This is a genomic window from Lysinibacillus sp. FSL H8-0500 (assembly GCF_038051955.1).
Classification (GTDB): Bacteria; Bacillota; Bacilli; order Bacillales_A; family Planococcaceae; genus Lysinibacillus; species Lysinibacillus macroides.
In genome coordinates this window covers 1,196,555-1,214,136 of sequence record NZ_CP150292.1, presented here as the reverse complement: position 1 = coordinate 1,214,136, position 17,582 = coordinate 1,196,555, and the positions used below count along the sequence as shown (strand labels likewise).

Annotated in this window: 14 protein-coding genes; all 14 read right to left on the bottom strand. The window is 40.0% G+C overall.

The annotated features are described in order from the left end of the window. Positions 1 to 2 precede the first annotated feature (2 nt). A complete protein-coding gene (gene smc, locus MHB44_RS05585) occupies positions 3 to 3,578 on the bottom strand; it encodes a chromosome segregation protein SMC (RefSeq protein ID WP_341301909.1) in 3,576 nt (1,191 codons plus the stop codon). Between the two features lie 3 nt (positions 3,579 to 3,581). Beyond that, positions 3,582 to 4,340 (bottom strand): ribonuclease III, encoded by a 759-nt coding sequence (gene rnc, locus MHB44_RS05580; RefSeq protein ID WP_341302927.1) that lies wholly within the window; start codon positions 4,338 to 4,340, stop codon positions 3,582 to 3,584. A gap of 324 nt (positions 4,341 to 4,664) precedes the next feature. After that, positions 4,665 to 4,901: an acyl carrier protein gene (gene acpP, locus MHB44_RS05575; RefSeq protein ID WP_053993894.1), complete on the bottom strand. Its 237-nt coding sequence runs from the start codon at positions 4,899 to 4,901 to the stop codon at positions 4,665 to 4,667. A gap of 58 nt (positions 4,902 to 4,959) precedes the next feature. Next, positions 4,960 to 5,706 carry a 3-oxoacyl-[acyl-carrier-protein] reductase gene (gene fabG / locus MHB44_RS05570; RefSeq protein WP_341301908.1) on the bottom strand — a complete coding sequence of 249 codons (747 nt, stop codon included), beginning with the start codon at positions 5,704 to 5,706 and terminating at the stop codon, positions 4,960 to 4,962. Next, the gene (gene fabD / locus MHB44_RS05565; RefSeq protein ID WP_341301907.1) at positions 5,699 to 6,652 is read right to left on the bottom strand and encodes an ACP S-malonyltransferase; all 954 of its coding nucleotides are present in this window, start codon (positions 6,650 to 6,652) and stop codon (positions 5,699 to 5,701) included. Before fabD ends, fabG begins: the two co-directional genes overlap by 8 nt. A gap of 17 nt (positions 6,653 to 6,669) precedes the next feature. After that, positions 6,670 to 7,662 carry a phosphate acyltransferase PlsX gene (plsX, locus tag MHB44_RS05560; RefSeq protein ID WP_341301906.1) on the bottom strand — a complete coding sequence of 331 codons (993 nt, stop codon included), beginning with the start codon at positions 7,660 to 7,662 and terminating at the stop codon, positions 6,670 to 6,672. A 2-nt stretch (positions 7,663 to 7,664) separates the two neighbouring features. Then, positions 7,665 to 8,237: a transcription factor FapR gene (gene fapR, locus MHB44_RS05555; RefSeq protein ID WP_053994890.1), complete on the bottom strand. Its 573-nt coding sequence runs from the start codon at positions 8,235 to 8,237 to the stop codon at positions 7,665 to 7,667. A 120-nt stretch (positions 8,238 to 8,357) separates the two neighbouring features. Continuing rightward, the gene (gene recG / locus MHB44_RS05550) at positions 8,358 to 10,403 is read right to left on the bottom strand and encodes an ATP-dependent DNA helicase RecG (RefSeq protein WP_341301905.1); all 2,046 of its coding nucleotides are present in this window, start codon (positions 10,401 to 10,403) and stop codon (positions 8,358 to 8,360) included. A 101-nt stretch (positions 10,404 to 10,504) separates the two neighbouring features. Beyond that, on the bottom strand, positions 10,505 to 11,659 hold the full coding sequence (locus tag MHB44_RS05545) for an amidohydrolase (RefSeq protein ID WP_341301904.1): 1,155 nt from the start codon (positions 11,657 to 11,659) through the stop codon (positions 10,505 to 10,507). 121 nt (positions 11,660 to 11,780) lie between these two features. Next, on the bottom strand, positions 11,781 to 12,689 hold the full coding sequence (sdaAA, locus tag MHB44_RS05540) for an L-serine ammonia-lyase, iron-sulfur-dependent, subunit alpha (protein WP_341301903.1): 909 nt from the start codon (positions 12,687 to 12,689) through the stop codon (positions 11,781 to 11,783). A 14-nt stretch (positions 12,690 to 12,703) separates the two neighbouring features. Beyond that, entirely contained in the window at positions 12,704 to 13,366 is a 663-nt protein-coding gene (sdaAB, locus tag MHB44_RS05535) for an L-serine ammonia-lyase, iron-sulfur-dependent subunit beta (RefSeq protein WP_341301902.1), read from the bottom strand. 329 nt (positions 13,367 to 13,695) lie between these two features. Then, the gene (locus MHB44_RS05530; protein WP_341301901.1) at positions 13,696 to 15,345 is read right to left on the bottom strand and encodes a DAK2 domain-containing protein; all 1,650 of its coding nucleotides are present in this window, start codon (positions 15,343 to 15,345) and stop codon (positions 13,696 to 13,698) included. An 18-nt stretch (positions 15,346 to 15,363) separates the two neighbouring features. After that, positions 15,364 to 15,723 (bottom strand): Asp23/Gls24 family envelope stress response protein, encoded by a 360-nt coding sequence (locus tag MHB44_RS05525; protein ID WP_341301900.1) that lies wholly within the window; start codon positions 15,721 to 15,723, stop codon positions 15,364 to 15,366. Between the two features lie 240 nt (positions 15,724 to 15,963). Further along, complete coding sequence (locus tag MHB44_RS05520) at positions 15,964 to 17,568, bottom strand: M20/M25/M40 family metallo-hydrolase (RefSeq protein ID WP_341301899.1); 1,605 nt, start codon at positions 17,566 to 17,568, stop codon at positions 15,964 to 15,966. Between the last annotated feature and the right edge of the window lie 14 nt (positions 17,569 to 17,582).

The following is a 17,582-nucleotide window of genomic DNA, read 5'->3' as shown; positions in this document are numbered from 1 at the left end:
CCTTATTTGCTCCTTTGCTCCGCAAGTACGGGTTCATCTTCTAATTTGACGGATACAAGCTTAGATACACCTGATTCCTGCATTGTTATACCATACAGAACATCGGCTCCCTCCATTGTTCCTTTACGGTGTGTAATAACAATAAATTGTGTATCACGACTAAATTTTTTCAAATATTGACTATAACGAACAACATTTGCTTCATCTAATGCTGCCTCTACTTCATCGAGAATACAAAATGGTACAGGTCGAATATTTAAAATCGAGAATAATAAAGCAATAGCTGTTAGTGCGCGTTCACCACCAGAAAGTAAACTTAAGTTTTGTAACTTTTTCCCTGGAGGCTGTGCCACAATTTCTATACCTGTTTCTAGTAAGTTTTGCGGATCGATTAACACTAAATCAGCTTGCCCACCACCGAACAATTCACGGAATACATGTTTAAACTGCTCGCGAATCGCATAAAATGTTTCACTAAAGCGCAATGTCATTTCTTCATCCATTTCTTTAATCGCTTCATGCAAGGTTTCTTGTGCAGCAAGTAGGTCCTCGCGTTGTTCTGTTAAGAAGGTATGACGCTCAAGCACTCGTTCATATTCCTCAATCGCACTAATATTGACAGGACCCAGCTCTTCAATTGATTTTTTAAGCAGTTTCACACGTCGACGTACATGCTCCTCGTCCTCTACTATAAGAGCCTCTGCCTTCGCCTCCTCTATTGTGAGTTGATAGTTTTCTTCAAGTTGCTGTTGAAAATTATCCATTTCAAATTCTAAACGATGACGTTTCAACTCATTGGCACGTATAGCTTCAAGGTATCCTTTATGAATACGTTGTACTTCCTTCAATTGTTCTTCTAATGTGGCAAGTTCTTGCTGTTGCTTCGTTTTATCCTCTTTTTTCTGAGAAATCGTTGCTTGGAGTGTATCTCTTGTTGCCTTCCATTGTACAGCCTGTTCATCAATTTCTTCATCACTTAAATGATTTGTCGACGCATCAGATTGCAGCCATGCTATTTCCTGAGAAATATTTTCGACTTTTTGTTGCGCTTTGTTTAATTGTAGCGCTATCTCTGCTGTTGCAATTTGCACCTGTGACATTTGTTCCTGCATAACAGCTAATTGTGAGCGCTTTTCAGCTAGCTGCTCACGCAATACATCCTTCTCTGTTTCACCTTGCAGCTTGACCTTTGTTAATTGCTCTACTGTATGATTAATGTCAATAAGCTCGGCTGCAAGTGCATGTAATCGCTCTGTTGCCATTTGTTTTTGTGTTAACAGTGCTTCTTCACGCGTTTTTACATCCTGTGTTTCGGTTGAGGCAAAAGATACGCGCGCTGATAAGCTTTTTTCAATTGCCTCAAGCTCACGAATACGACCAGCCTGTTGCATTTCATCTTTTCGTAGCTGCTCGCCCTCAAGCTTTCGTTGCTCTACCTGCTCTCTTAATGTGGCAAGCTTAGCTTTTTCTACTGCAACAGCCTGCTCAGCACTGTAAATGGAAGCGTGTAACGACTCTAGTTTAACAATTAAATCTTCTAGCTCAGCTTTTCTTGAGAAAAGAGAAGATTGCTGTTTGCTTGCACCACCCGTTAATGAGCCACCTGCATTGACAATATCTCCATCAAGTGTCACAACTCGGTAGCGAAACCCACATAGTCTAGCAATTTGACTGGCTCCTTCCAAGTTTGCTGCCACGATCACATTTCCTAAAAGATTTTCAACAATTGTGCGATTCGCTTCATTAAATGTCACTAGCCCATCTGCCATTTGAATAAACGCTGGGTGCTCAGTTGCCAGTTGAATGGTTGCTATATTTATTTTACGCGACTTCATAACCGTCTTTGGTAAAAAAGTAGCTCGACCAGCCCTTTTTTGCTTTAACCAATGGATCGCCTGCTGTGCATGACGTTCATTCGTTGTCACAATATGCTGAGAAGCTGCACCTAAAGCCGTTTCAATTGCTTGCGAAAACTTACCCTCCACTTGGATTAACTCAGCCACTGCACCTTCGATGCCCTGTAATTCACCTTTATCACGTGCTAGTAAGACTTCTTTGACACCCTGGAAAAAGCCTGAAAAGTCTGCCTCTAGCTCAGCTAGTGTATCCTTTCGAGCCTTAAGCTGCTGTTGATGCTGGTATGCTTTATAAAGCATCTCTTGCTTATCAGTAAAGCTAGCATTGCTCTTTTTTAATTGTTGTTGTAAGGCATCATGCTGTTCGAGTTTTTCCTGTAGGTTATTCATCGTTGTTGTATAAGCAGCTAGTAGCTTATCTTTTTCAGCAACAATTTGCATAAGCTCCTGTCCAATTTCATTCGTTTGGTCAGACATTCGTGCAGCCATTGCCTTATGCTGTGTTAATTGCTGATCAATATTTTTCAATTCATTTTTAATGGTTGCTTCTTCATTTAATGAATCAATATAACGATTTTTAGATTCTTCAATTTCTTGTTCAATTTCCGTTACTGAGCGATTTAATGATTGCTCTAATTGCTTAATGCTTTGCTTAAGCGTTAACACGGCTTGCTGCTTTTCAGAGAATTGCTCTTTTTTGTCCTGCTCTTGCACAAGCAGTGTTTCCACCTCTGCCTTTGCTTCTTGGAGGGCTCCTTGCAATTGCTGTAGCTGATTGGAGGCATTTTGCCGTTTTTCAGCCATTAATGCCTTGCGTCCATCCCAACGCTCTACCTCCATTGTTGCAACAACAAGCTCAGCCTGTGCAGTATCCAAATACTTATCAAATTCTGTTAAGAGCTTACGGATATTGGTTGTTTGTTTCTCAATAGTCGCAATATTTTGTGCCTGCTTTTGCTCTGTGGCGGATAGCTCTGTAAATTCGGCTTTCAGTGCATGCAAAGATTGTGCACAATTGTTAAAATCATGCACAAGAATCGCAATATCAAAATCTTTTAGCTCTGTAGACATTTGTACATAGTCTCTTGCGTTAGATGCCTGCATTTCAAGTGGCTCTAATCGGTTGTCTAATTCATGGAGAATGTCTAATACGCGATACAAATTTTCATCTGTCTCAACAAGCTTGTGTTCTGCTTTCTTTTTTCTTATTTTATACTTTAATACGCCAGCTGCCTCTTCAAAAATAGCACGACGGTCATCGGGTCGGCTATTTAAAATCTCATCGACACGACCTTGTGAAATAATTGAAAATGCTTCTTTGCCAAGCCCCGAATCCATAAACAAGTCCGTAATATCCTTCAGGCGACACTGTTGGTTATTTAATAAATATTCACTATCACCTGAACGGTATACGCGTCTTGTTACGCTGACTTCTGTATAAGAAAAAGCAAGTTGCTCGTCTGTATTGTCTAATACAAGTGTTACCTCTGCAAAATTAAGTGGCTTACGAGAGTCACTTCCCGCAAAAATAACATCTTCCATTTTTGCTCCACGTAACGACTTTGCCGATTGCTCCCCAAGTACCCAACGAATCGCATCTGTGACATTACTTTTGCCACTGCCATTTGGTCCAACAACTGCTGTAACACCAGGTACAAAATCAATACCAATGCGCTCCGCAAAAGATTTAAAGCCAATCACTTCTAGTCGTTTTAGGAACATCTATTAAGCCTCCTCTTTTGCCGCTTCTTCACGCATTGTTTGCATGGCGCTTTGTGCGGCTTGTTGCTCGGCTTCTTTTTTTGATTTTCCACGACCAACACCTAGCTCCTGTCCATTTAATAACACGCTGGATACAAAGGTACGGTTATGGGCTGGTCCTTTTTCATCAATAATCTCATAATGTAGTAGTCCATTATTAGCTTGCTGTACCATTTCCTGTAATTGACTTTTAAAATCCATTACATGCGAAAAAGCACCGACTTCTACTTTTGGAAACACAATACGTTCTAAAAATGCTACAACTGTTTGTAAATCTTGGTCTAAATACAATGCACCTACAAATGACTCAAACACATCTGCAAGTAATGCTGGGCGCTCTCGTCCCCCTGTGAGCTCCTCGCCTTTTCCAAGTAACACGAAACGTCCAAACCCTAATTCATTTGCAAAAATAACAAGCGATGGCTCACAAACAATGGACGCTCGTAGCTTTGTTAGCTCACCCTCACTCATATGTGGGTATTTCTCAAACAGATATTTAGAAACAGACAGTTCAAGTACTGCATCTCCCAAAAACTCAAGACGCTCATTATCCGTAAATAATTTACGGCGATGCTCATTCACATATGATGAGTGTGTGAATGCTTGATACAATAAATTTTTATTATTAAATGTGATATTTAATTCATGCTGTAATAGCTCGAATTGTTTGCGCACTTTTTCAGGAAGTACGCCAGATTTCTGCATAGTTCCTTTTCTTTTCATAGCCATTGAACAATCTGCCTTCCTAATAGTTTCTACCGTTTTAGTGTACCTTTTTCAAGACGTTTATGCAAAAGTATTTCGGCTTAAATACAATGTTTTGGAAATTTTTTCGCTCATTACAAAAAAGGGGGCGTCTGTAGATCGAAAAACGATCTATTTCGCCCCCTTTAATAGCATCTTCGTCTATTAGATCTGCTTCTTCTAACAAGTAAAAGCAGCAAAACAAATTTCTACTTTATTCAACCTATCATAAATATCTTTATAGATAATGACGATCACATCAATAGAGGTGATAAATTTCTGCTAAATAAAGTGATCATGAAATTAGTTTAATTTACCTTCGATGTATGAAATAGCAGAACCTACTGTTGAGATTTTTTCAGCATCTTCATCAGAAATTTCCATATCGAATTCGTCTTCAAGCTCCATAACAAGCTCTACTACGTCTAATGAGTCAGCACCTAAATCATCACGGAAAGAAGCTTCAAGCGTTACTTCGCTTTCTTCAACACCTAAACGGTCCACGATTACCTTTGTTACACGTTCTAATACTGTAGACAATTGATTCACCTCCCCTCAAATGATTATACAAAAAATTAACGCCTATGCCTAATTGAAATTACATAACCATACCGCCATCAATATGAAGCGTTTGTCCTGTCATATAATTTGCGTCATCTGATGCAAGGAAAGCAACAGCCTTGGCAATATCCTCTGGTTGTCCAAGCTTAGCAAGTGGAATTTCTGTGAGCATCCCTTGTTTAATATCCTCTGGAAGCTGATCGGTCATTTCTGTTTCGATAAAGCCTGGAGCAATGGCATTGACTAAAATATTACGAGAAGCTAATTCTTTTGCAGTCGTTTTCGTTAGTCCAATAACCCCTGCCTTAGCTGCTACATAGTTTGCCTGTCCTGCATTCCCTGCTACACCTACAATGGATGAAATATTAATAATGCGCCCTGCACGCTGCTTCATCATTTGACGTGTCACCGCTTTTGTACAAAGGAATACACCCTTAAGGTTTGTATTTAAGACATCATCCCATTCATCTTCCTTCATACGCATAAGTAAGTTATCTCTTGTAATCCCCGCATTATTGACTAAAATATCAAGCGTACCAAATGTTTTGATAGCCGTATTCATTAATGTTGTTACTTCCTCTGTCTGCGAAACGCTAGCTTGCACTGCAATGGCTTCACCGCCATTTTCCTGAATCATTGCTACAACTTCTTCCGCCTTCGCCTGTGAGCCACTATAATTGACGACAACCTTAGCACCCTCGTCTGCAAGCTTTAAGGCAATCGCACGTCCAATACCACGTGAAGCTCCTGTCACTACTGCTACTTTACCCTCTAATTTACGCATTCACTGACCACTCCTTTGCCGCTTCTACAACCGCTTGTAATGATGCTTCATCATAAACACAATAAGCCGCAACAGAGCGATCAATTTTTTTCAATAAACCTGTTAATACTTTACCTGGTCCACATTCAATAAAGACATCCACACCTTGCGCAATCATTTCACGCATAGATGCTTCCCATTGTACAGCGCTATATACTTGTTCCACAAGCTCATGCTGGATAGCAGGCACATCCTGTAATTCCTTCGCCTCAACATTGCCAATCACAGGAATTTGTGGGGCCGATAGTGGAATATCTGCTAAAGCTGCCTGTAGCTTTTCTGAGGATGGACGCATAAGCTCTGAATGGAATGGGCCACTGACCACTAAAGGTATTGCTCGCTTTGCTCCTGCTTCCTTGGCAGCGATTGAGGCCTTGTCAACGCCAGCTTTTGTACCTGAAATAACGATTTGTCCAGGACAGTTAACATTGGCAACCTGTACAGAATCACCTTCCGCAGACACTTGCGCTGTTACTTCATTTAACGCCTCTAGCTCCATACCTAAAATAGCTGCCATTGCCCCTTGTCCAGCAGGTACGGCTTCATTCATATACAACCCACGTTTATGCACAATCGCTACAGCATCATCAAATGACAGTACGCCTGCTATCACTAATGCGCTGTACTCTCCAAGTGAATGCCCAGCAGCATAGTGAGGCTGAATACCTGCTGCTCGTAGCTTCTCTGCCACCATTACCCCTGTAGTCAGCAAGGCTGGCTGCGCATGATACGTTAATGTTAATTCTTCAGCTGGTCCTTCTAACATTAGCTTTGATAGTTCAAATTGCAGTGCTTGATCCGCACGCTCATAAAAAGCTTTGCTCTCTGCCGCATTGTTAACAAATTCTTGCCCCATGCCGACTACTTGAGAGCCTTGTCCTGGAAAAATAAAAGCTATTTTCGTCATGTAACTAATCCCCTTTATTAATCAATTTCTAAATGACGTACTGTTGCTGTAATCGTTGAAATAACGGTATGCTCAACCATTGTATTGGCTTGGCGGATGGCACTAAAGATTGCTTTGGCATTCGATGATCCATGCGCCTTAATGACAGGTGCTTGCAAGCCGAATAGCCCCGCACCACCATATTCTGTATAGTCCATTTTATGTTTTAACTCACGCAAATTATTTTTCATCAGTGCTGCTGAGATTTTTGTTTTAATGGAGGACATAAACGCTTCTTTTAGCATGGAAAACAAAGCACCAGCCGTTCCTTCAATAGACTTTAACACCATATTTCCTGTAAAGCCATCTGTCACAACAACGTCTGCCACACCCTCTAATAAATCACGTGCCTCTACATTGCCAATAAAATTCAAATCAGCTTCCTTGAGTAATTCAAAGGCTGCCTTTGTTAATTCATTGCCTTTTTTATCCTCTGTACCGATATTTAATAAGCCAATACGTGGTTTTTGTAATCCTCCAACCTTTTTCGCATAAATATCACCCATAATGGCATACTGCACTAAATGCTCTGGTCGGGCATCTGCATTTGCGCCTAAATCAAGCATTAAAAAGCCCTTGCCATCAAGTGTTGGCAATGTTGTTGCTAAAGCTGGACGGGCAATCCCTTCAATACGACCTACTTTAAATAAACCGCCTGCCATCAAAGCTCCTGTATTACCAGCGGATAAACAAGCATCTGCTCTTCCCTCATCAACAGCATCCATCATGCGAGCCATAGAGGAATCCTTTTTTCGACGAACAGCTCGTGCTGGATCATCTGTTCCTTCTACAACTTCCTCACAATGCACAACCGTTAAACGATCATGCTTTTTTAAGAAAGGTTCAAGTTTATCTTGCTGACCATATAATTGAATTTCCAAATTAGGAATTTGCTCTAATGCTAAAAATGCCCCTTCAATCACTGATTTTGGCGCATTGTCGCCACCCATTCCATCAAGTGCTAGTTTCATTATTACTCACCTTCACCTTTCGTACGGTACATATCAAATTCACCCACAAAAACGGTTTCACCATTAACGGTAGACGTTAGCTCTACTTTTGTGCGATGCTTTTTATTATCTTGCTCGATAACTATCGCCTTTGTAATAACACGATCTCCAGCACGAACAGGTTTCACAAACGTTACATTGGCATGTACGGTTAACGCCAGTTCATCATCAATCACAGCTACCGCTAAGGAGTTGGCTTGGGCAAATAAATGATGCCCACGTGCAATACCATTACGTTGAAACACATGCTCTTCCTTTACATCAAAAATCGAGATGGCTCGATAATCTAATTCAATATCAACAATTTCTCCGATAATTTCATCAATCGGTAGAGATTTTACTTCATTTTCATAGTTTTTGGCAGCAACATCTTTAATTCGCTCTCGAAGCTCTGGTATTGATAGCTCCATACGATCTAAGCGAATGGTTTGGACACTTACCTGAAACTTTAGTGCTAGCTGTTCATCTGTGACGAATGGATTTTCAGCTATCGTTTCAGATAGAAGCCGTTGTCGCTCTTTTTTCGTTCGTCTCAACATCATTCGCCACCTTTTGAGTTGTTATTAGCACTTGGTACTAATATCAGTATATAGAGGTTAAAAAAAGAATGCAAGACTTGTTTTGCAATCAAGTGCTTACATTCTAAGTTCAGTCTACTAGTCAAAGCGTTCTCCTTGTAAAACGCCACTTTGCTCTAACATTTTGCGCAAATATTGATAGTCACGATCATGCCAAAATGCATCTGTTTCAAGCAACTCTGTGGCATCTTTACGAGCGGTTTCCAAAATACGATAGTCATGTACTAAATCAGCTACTTTAAAATCTGGTAAGCCGCTTTGTTTACGCCCAAAGAAATCTCCTGGTCCTCTTAATTCTAAATCTTTTTCAGCGAGACGGAAGCCATCATTTGTTTCTGTCATAGACTGCATTCGCTCTTTGCCTTCATCAGATTTAGGATCAGCAAGTAAAATACAGTACGATTGATGCTCGCCCCGCCCTACACGTCCACGTAGCTGATGAAGCTGAGCTAAACCAAAGCGTTCAGCATCATAGACGATCATAAAGGTGGCATTTGGTACATTGACACCTACCTCAACCACCGTTGTAGAAACCAATACCTGAATTGTACCTTCACTAAAAGAACGCATGACCGTATCTTTTTCATCGGTTGCTAAGCGACCATGCATTAAGCCGACATGAAAACGATCCTTCAAAAAAGTTGCTAGCTGTTCATAGATATCAACAGCATTTTGCACATCAAGCTTATCAGATTCCTCAATAAGCGGGCAAATTACATAAGCTTGCCTTCCTGCTGCGAGTTCCAATTCTAGCTTCGTCATTATAGAACTAAATTGTTCCTTTTTCATCCAATGTGTTTCAATTTGTTTACGTCCTGCTGGCATTTCATCAATCATGGATACATCCATTTCTCCAAATGCTGTAATGGCAAGTGTTCTTGGTATTGGTGTAGCTGTCATAAAAAGCACATCTGGATTTTCACCCTTATCTCGCAATATACGACGTTGCTCAACACCAAAGCGATGCTGTTCATCTGTAATAACAAAGCCTAGCCTTTTAAACACGACATCAGGCTGAATCAATGCATGTGTACCAATTACAATATCGATATTGCCATTTGCCAAATCCTCTAAAATTAGGCGACGCTCCTTTGTTTTCGTTGAGCCTGATAATAAAGCGATCCGAAGACCAAATGGTTGAAGCCAGTCCATTAAATTTTCTAAGTGCTGCTCGGCTAAAATTTCAGTAGGGGCCATTAATGCGCCTTGAAAGCCTGCTGTTACGGCTGCATATAGACCTATTGCTGCTACTATGGTTTTCCCTGATCCTACGTCCCCCTGTAGCAAACGATTCATGCGATGCGGCTCCTTTAAATCCTTACAAATTTCATTGACCACTCGCTTTTGTGCATTTGTTAATTCATAGGGCAATGAAGCAATAAAGTCGCGTAGCTTATGCACATCAAACTGAATCACTGTACCATGCTCATTATCCTTCCTCACCTTGCGCAATGCCTGAATACGTAGTTGGAAGTTTAATAGCTCCTCATAGGCAAAGCGTCGTCTTGCTTGCTTAGCATGCCCAGCATCAAGTGGAAAATGCACGCCCTCTAAGCCCTCACGCATAGACACAAGCTTATAAGCATCTTGTAAATGCCGTGGAAGAGCATCTGGCAGCTCTGCCCCAAAGTCATCTAATACTTGACGCATATATTTACGAAATCTTTTTTGCGGAATTAAGCCCTTCAAGCTATAGACAGGCTCAAAATCAACCTGATCTGTTTTAGGACCAAATACAACGGATGTTCCATTAATGACCTGCCTACCACGGTCCCATTTTCCTGTTACTGTAATAATAGCACCAGGTATTAGCTTTGGCTTTAAGTAGCCCTGATTAAAAAACACAACCTTTACTAAGTGGCGTCCTGCTAAAACGGTAACCTGCAAGCGTGATTTATTGCGCCCTAAAAATAATACGGTGGGCTCACGTTCTACTTTACACTCCACTGTAACACGTTCATTATGCGGCGTTTGTGCTAAATCTTTTAAACGAAAATCCTCATGGCGATGTGGAAATGTCCATAATAAATCGGTAATTGTATGGATACCAAGTGCCTCAAGATGTGCTGCTGTTTCTTTCCCGATGCCCTTTAATTCGGTGACGGGACTATATAAATCAGTCACCTCATTCCACAACTCCCTTCATTATTTTTTCTAAATATGTAGCCGTTTTAGCTTATATTCAATGTATCATAAATCTAGTATCTTTCCCTACAAAAAACCTACTAAGAGGGATGATGCATAATAATTTCAATAAAGAGGCGAATAGCATCAGGGAACACCCCTTCATCTATATCAAATTTTGGATGATGGTGTGGATACTGGCTTTTTTCGCCACCCATCCCTACAAAAATAAAAGCACCAGGTTTATGCTGTAAATAATACGAAAAATCCTCTCCGCCCATAACAGGATCAACTAGTTTAAATACATCTGCACCAAACTTTTCACATACAATTGATTCGATCAAGCGTGATTGCTTTGGATCATTTATAAGTGGTGGTGTACCTAAAATAAATTCGATCTTCCCCTGTGCCCCAAATGTCTGACAAATGCCCTCTGTTAAGCTCACCATATTTGTTTGAATCGTTTTGACTGTTTCGGGGGTTAACGCTCTAATTGTTCCACTTAACCTCGCTGTATCTGGAATAATATTGTACGTTGTACCTGCCTGCATAGTGCCAATTGTAATAACACCCGCCTCAATTGGGTTGATGCTTCGGCTAATAATGCTTTGAAAAGCTTGCATTAACTGGCTCGCAATATAGATAGGATCAATGGTTTCATGCGGCATTGACCCATGCCCTCCAGACCCTTGAATAACAATATCAAAATCATCAACGGAAGCCATCATCGCACCATGTGTTAAACCTATTTTCCCTTTTTCTAGCCCCTGCCATAAATGAATACCAAAAATAGTGTCAACACCCTCTAGTACACCTTGTTGAATTAAGGCATCAGCCCCACTTGGTGTAATTTCCTCAGCCGATTGGAAGATTAGCATAATATTTGGCTCGATTTTTTCCTTGTTTAAGGTAATCCACTCTGCAACTGCTAATAAAATCGCTGTATGCCCATCATGACCACACATATGTGCGATACCTGGCTTGTTAGAGCTATAAGGTTTATCGCCCTCTTCCACGATTGGCAATGCATCAATATCTGCTCTTAAAGCAATAGTCTTTGTTCCTTTTGTACCATTAATCATTGCTACAACACTAGGAGAATTATAGTCTAAGATTTTAATAGCAAGCTGCTCTAATCTTTTTTGAATAAATTGACTGGTTTCATATTCTTGACCAGAAAGCTCTGGATATTGATGCAAATAACGTCGATCCTTTATCGCTTGTTCTACTAAATATTGAAAATTTATAATATCCATATTGAAAATGCTCCATCCTGTATTATGATACAAAAACATGCTACCTATATAAGATAGCATGTTTAATAAGCTTGATCTCGTATTAATAAGCTATGAAAACCCCACTAATTAAAGGTTCACATTATTGAATGGCTTTAATACTTTGTAATCCACCGTTTTCGAGGATGGCTTTACTAATCGCCTTACCTGTTGGTGTTGCCGCTAGACCCCCTCGTGCAGTTTCTTTAAGATTTGGACTCATGGATTGTCCAATACGATACATAGCCCCAATTACCTCATCACATGGGATGCGGCTTGTTACACCTGCTAGTGCCATATCTGCTGCTACTAGTGAATTAGCAGCACCCATTGCATTCCGTTTAACACATGGTACTTCCACTAAGCCTGCAACAGGATCACAGACAAGACCAAGCATATTTTTTAAGGTAATGGCAAAGGCTTCTGCACATTGCTGAGGCGTGCCTCCCGCCATTTCTACAATCGCTGCAGCTGCCATACCAGCGGCTGAGCCCACCTCAGCCTGACAGCCACCAGCTGCACCTGAAATAGAAGCGTTATTTGCCACAACAAAGCCAAATGCGCCTGATGTAAATAAATAACGAATCATTTCCTCACGTGTTGGGTTAAGCTTATTTTTCACGGCAAAAAGTGTTCCTGGTACAACACCTGCTGAACCCGCTGTTGGTGTAGCACAAATTGTTCCCATTGCTGCATTGACTTCATTAGTGGCAACGGCTTTACTAACAGCGTCTAATAATAAATCACCTGATAGCGAATTCCCTTGGGCAATGTAATTTTGCAGCAATACGGCATCTCCACCTGTTAAGCCTGTTACTGATTGTACACCTTGTAACCCGCGCTCAACCGCTTCCTCCATCACGGTTAAATTTCGATCCATTTGCTGAATAATTTCTTCACGCATTCTGCCAGTTATCAACATTTCTTGCTCAATCATAATTTCTGATATTAATTTTTCTTCTTGCTCCGCTCGTTCTACAAGCTCACGAACATTATGAAACAAAACATCCACTAGGAAACACCTCCTTAATTATTAATTTTTGACACTTTTGTAATATATGGTATTAATGAAATTTGCTGTAGCACTTTATCCTCAATATTTTGATCGACTTCAATGACCATTAACGCTGTTAAACCACGTTCAATACGAGACACTTCCATATGCCCTATATTGACACTATGCATTGCTAAGCAATTGGCAACGTTTGCAATACAGCCTGCACGGTCATCATGGACAACTAAAATAGCTGGCATACCGCCTGTTAAACGAAGCTTAAAGCCATTTACTTCACTAATTTCGATTTTTCCTCCACCTATCGAAATTCCTTCAACGCTCATTTCCCCTTCATCATCACCCATGACAATACGAGTTGTATTTGGATGCTCTTTGTGTGCCTCCTCTGGAATAAACTCAAAGGATAATTCTGCCTTTTTCGCATCCTCAAATGCTGTTTTAATCCGTTCATCATACGTATCATAATCTAGTAAACCACCAACGATGGCTATATCTGTTCCATGTCCTCTATACGTTTCTGCAAAGGATCCATATAAATGAATTTTTGCCCATTTAGGTTGTCTTCCAAATAAATCTCGTGCAACACGCCCAATGCGAGCAGCACCTGCCGTATGAGAGGAGGAAGGCCCAATCATAACTGGTCCAATAATATCAAACACTGAAGTGAACTTCATAAAAACACCCCTCTACTTTATTTATATATTTTATCTATATAATGCTTGATATTTATTATAAAAGTAAAGCATTTAATTTATCAACTTTTAGACAATTACCATTGCTATAGTAAATAGAAGATATTTAGTTGATTCTCTGTCCATTCCCTGCATACAAATTATTTAATTTTTTGATATTTCCATTTTTTTCATCTTTTATAGATAGACAATCCCTTTACTATCTTTATTAGATTTGCTCATCATTTACGCGGCATTATCCTTTTACCACAAACAAAAGCAGTACACATCGCGTGTACTGCTTTCTTTCTCAATTATAACATAACATGTAGTTATTCTACTGAAATAATATATGGGTACAATGCTTGTTTACCGTTAAATAACTCAACTTCAACATCTGGATAATGCTCTTCAATCCATTCAACCAATTGTGAAGCATTTTGTTCAGTCGTATCTTCCCCATAAATAACTGTAACAATTTCTGTATCTTCATCTATTAAATCTGTAATAACTTTTTCAGCAGCATCCTTTAATGCTGGTGTAGATAGTATGATTTTGCCCTCGGCTAATGCCATAAAATCGCCCTTGTGTATAGCAACTCCATCAATCGATGTATCACGTACAGCATATGTTACCTGACCTGTTTTGACATTTGCAAATGCTTCTGTCATCGTTTGTTGGTTAAGCCCAACCGCTGCCTCTGGATTAAACGCTAAAATCGCTGCCATTCCTTGAGGAATCGTCTTCGTAGGGACAACTGCTGCGTCAATTTCTAATAGTTCAACCGCTTGCTCCGCTGCCATCACTATATTTTTATTGTTTGGTAAGATTAATACTTTCTCTGCGCCAATTTCTTGTACAGCTTTAACGATATCTTCAGTTGAAGGATTCATTGTTTGACCGCCTTCAATGACATAGGATGCACCGATAGAACGCAATAGCTCTGCCACACCCTCACCCATAGCAATTGTGACAATCGCATATGGTTGTTTTTCTACTTTTTTAGCAGACGCTGGTGCTTTATGTTCTTCCCCAACGATTGCTGAATGCTGCTCACGCATATTATCCACTTTTATTTTAATAAGACTGCCATATTTTTGCCCAATGGATAGAACAGAACCCGGTTGCTCGGAATGGATATGAACCTTCGCAATTTCCTCATCTGAAATAACAAGTAAAGAATCGCCTAAAGGATTTAACTCATTACGGAATTGTTCCTCATTAAAAGGTTCTTTTCCTTCCTCTAAGCGTACCATTATTTCTGTACAGTAACCAAATTCAATATCGGCAGTGTTCATGAAATCTTGCGCTCTATGATGTTCTGCATTGATTAAATCATCTAATGTCGCATCATTTTTCTCCGGAAGAGCCTCCCCCTTCAAGGAAGCTAAAAATCCTTCATACACAAATAATAAGCCTTGACCACCACTATCTACCACACCGACTTCTTTTAAAACAGGCAGTAGGTCAGGTGTACGATCCAACGATGCCTTTGCCTCTGCTGTAAAAGCTTCCATTACAGCAATGATATCGGTTTCAGTTTCTGCCACTTCGACACCTTTTTTTGCCGCCTCACGTGCCACTGTTAAAATCGTTCCTTCTACAGGTTTCATAACAGCTTTATAGGCTGTATCGACACCTGCTTGGAAGGCTCCTGCAAAGCCTTTTGCATCAATTATTGTTTCTTTTTCAATAAACTTTCCAAAGCCACGGAATAATTGCGATAAAATAACGCCTGAATTCCCACGCGCGCCCATTAATAAGCCTTTTGATAATGCCTGTGCTGTTTTACCAATATGCTCTGAAGCCAAAAGCTCTGTTTCCTTTGCGCCAGATGTCATTGATAAGTTCATATTTGTACCTGTATCACCATCTGGTACTGGGAAAACATTTAATGAATCTACATAATTTGCATTTTGGTAGAGGTGATGCGCACCCATTTGTACCATTTCAGCAAACTTTATACCGTCTAAAGACTGCATTCGATTTAGTTCCTCCTCTTAATTCGCTACACGAACGCCCTGCACAAAAATATTGACAGATGTAACGCTCATCCCTAGTGTTTTATCAACTGTATATTTCACTTTTGATTGTACTTGGTAAGCAACTTCTGAAATTTTTGTTCCATAACTCACAATAATGTACATATCAATATGTAAATCGTCATCCTGTTGTCGAACTACAACACCTTTTGCGAAGTTTTCTTTACGTAAAATATCTGTTAAACCATCACGAATCTGATGCTTCGATGCCATGCCAACAATTCCGTAGCATTCTACAGCAGCCCCACCAGCAATTTGTGCAAGTACATCTGTTGAAATATCAATTTGGCCGAATTCATTGTTTAATTCAATTGACATAGAAATGCCTCCTTGGCTCTTTTTGACTAAACTATATTGTAACATTGTCGTTATAATTTAAGCAACCTAAGGACAGAGGAAAGCCCTTTATAGCAACGTTTTCTAACAATATATAGCAGCTCTCTTGGACAAGTCATAAAGAAGCAAGGATAACAACCATGCTGAAAAGCCAAAAAAAGCTGATACCTTTATAAAGTATCAACTTCCTTCGTTTATAAAAAGTTTATGCTAGTACATCTCTTAAAATAAGCTTTTAATCAGGGTATCCAGCATGATTGGCATTTCTTTAAAGGCACTATCCACATGCAGTCTTTCTGTTTTTTGATGAGCATCCTTGCCAAAGGGACCAACATTTAATACAGGGCCTTGTAAGGCTGCCATTTCCTTAAAAGGAATGCTGTACGTATCCCCCCATACAGGGGTATTGCGCTCAAAAGCCTGCCATTCATTTGTGTCATCTGTATAGTTGACATAGCTTAAATCACAAATTCCATTAAAATAATGAATCTGCTCCACTTCAATATCAAATGTTTTTGCCGTTTTTTTCATCAAGTCAATGGCCTGAATCACAAGCGGATGCTTAGATGAATTAATAGCAGGATAATAAGGCGGGGCATATAACAGCACGGTTGCTGGTGCTAGCTCCTGACAGCGAATCATAAGCTGATCGACAATGCGAATAGATTTCTCACGATCATCCCATGTGCTATGTTGCAAAATTTGCTGTTTAATAGCCTGTACTTCTTCAGCGCCTAATTTGTCAATCGCATGTTCGAGTAGTGCCTCATAGCGTAATACTTTTACTTGTCCCACACCTTGTACTTGTTCTCGCATACAGATTTGTTGGTATTGCTGGTTACAAGCCCGCATCGCTTCTGCAGCCACTTGTTCAAAAATCTCCATTACTTCCGAAGCGCTGCGTTTTAATAAAAATACATTGTAAAGAGCAGCCGCACGATAGGGTGTTTGCGTAGAATATTCCATTTTCAAATCTTTTAATTGTAATGATACTGGCAGGGGGGTACTCTCTCCTAAATCTGTTTCACGGAAAAGAGGGTTCCATTCCATATGCTGTGTCATATACGATGCAATAAAGGTTGCCGTCATTCCTTTTAATGGTTCACCAACATGCGTCTCTTTACCATAAAATAAGGCTGCAGGCATAATTTTCCCAATTGTCCCTGAATAGATATATTCATTAATATCAGAGGGACCTTGTGAAAAGGATGGTTCACTATTTAAAAACAGTTTATACGTCAAGCCATGCTGCTCTCGAAGTTTAACAAGCTCTACAACGGCTGCTCGCATTCCAGCAGAGTTCACTTCCTCATCAGGAACAGCCGTTAAAATTAAATTGATTGGCCATTGCTCAAAGCTTGCCTTTTCCATTAACTGCATGTGTAACGCCAGTCCCATTTTCATATCCATTGTGCCACGCCCAAATAAATAATTGCCTGATTCCAAATCAATTCTAGCTGCCTCTGGTAAATCCTTTTTATATTTAGGCTCCATTAGTTTTTTCGTTAATGCCTCAGGATGACAGGCTAATGGTTCAAGCTCCCCATATTCCTCTGTATGCACCGTATCAAAGTGACTGATTAATACCACAGTTTCTGTAGCAGTTGGATGCTTATATAGTGCTGTCACAGCATGTCGACCAAGACCTGCATCATGCAATTCAATCCGCTCAGGATGCTTCTCAAAATGTGGAAGCGTTAACAATTTATCTTTTAATTTAAAAGCAAAATCATTTTCACCCTCTGTTAATGTTCTGCTTTCCCAGCTAACAAGTTCACATAATAATGCACGTAATTTTTCAGGTGTATGCCACATATAAGTATTCATAAAAATTCTCCTTT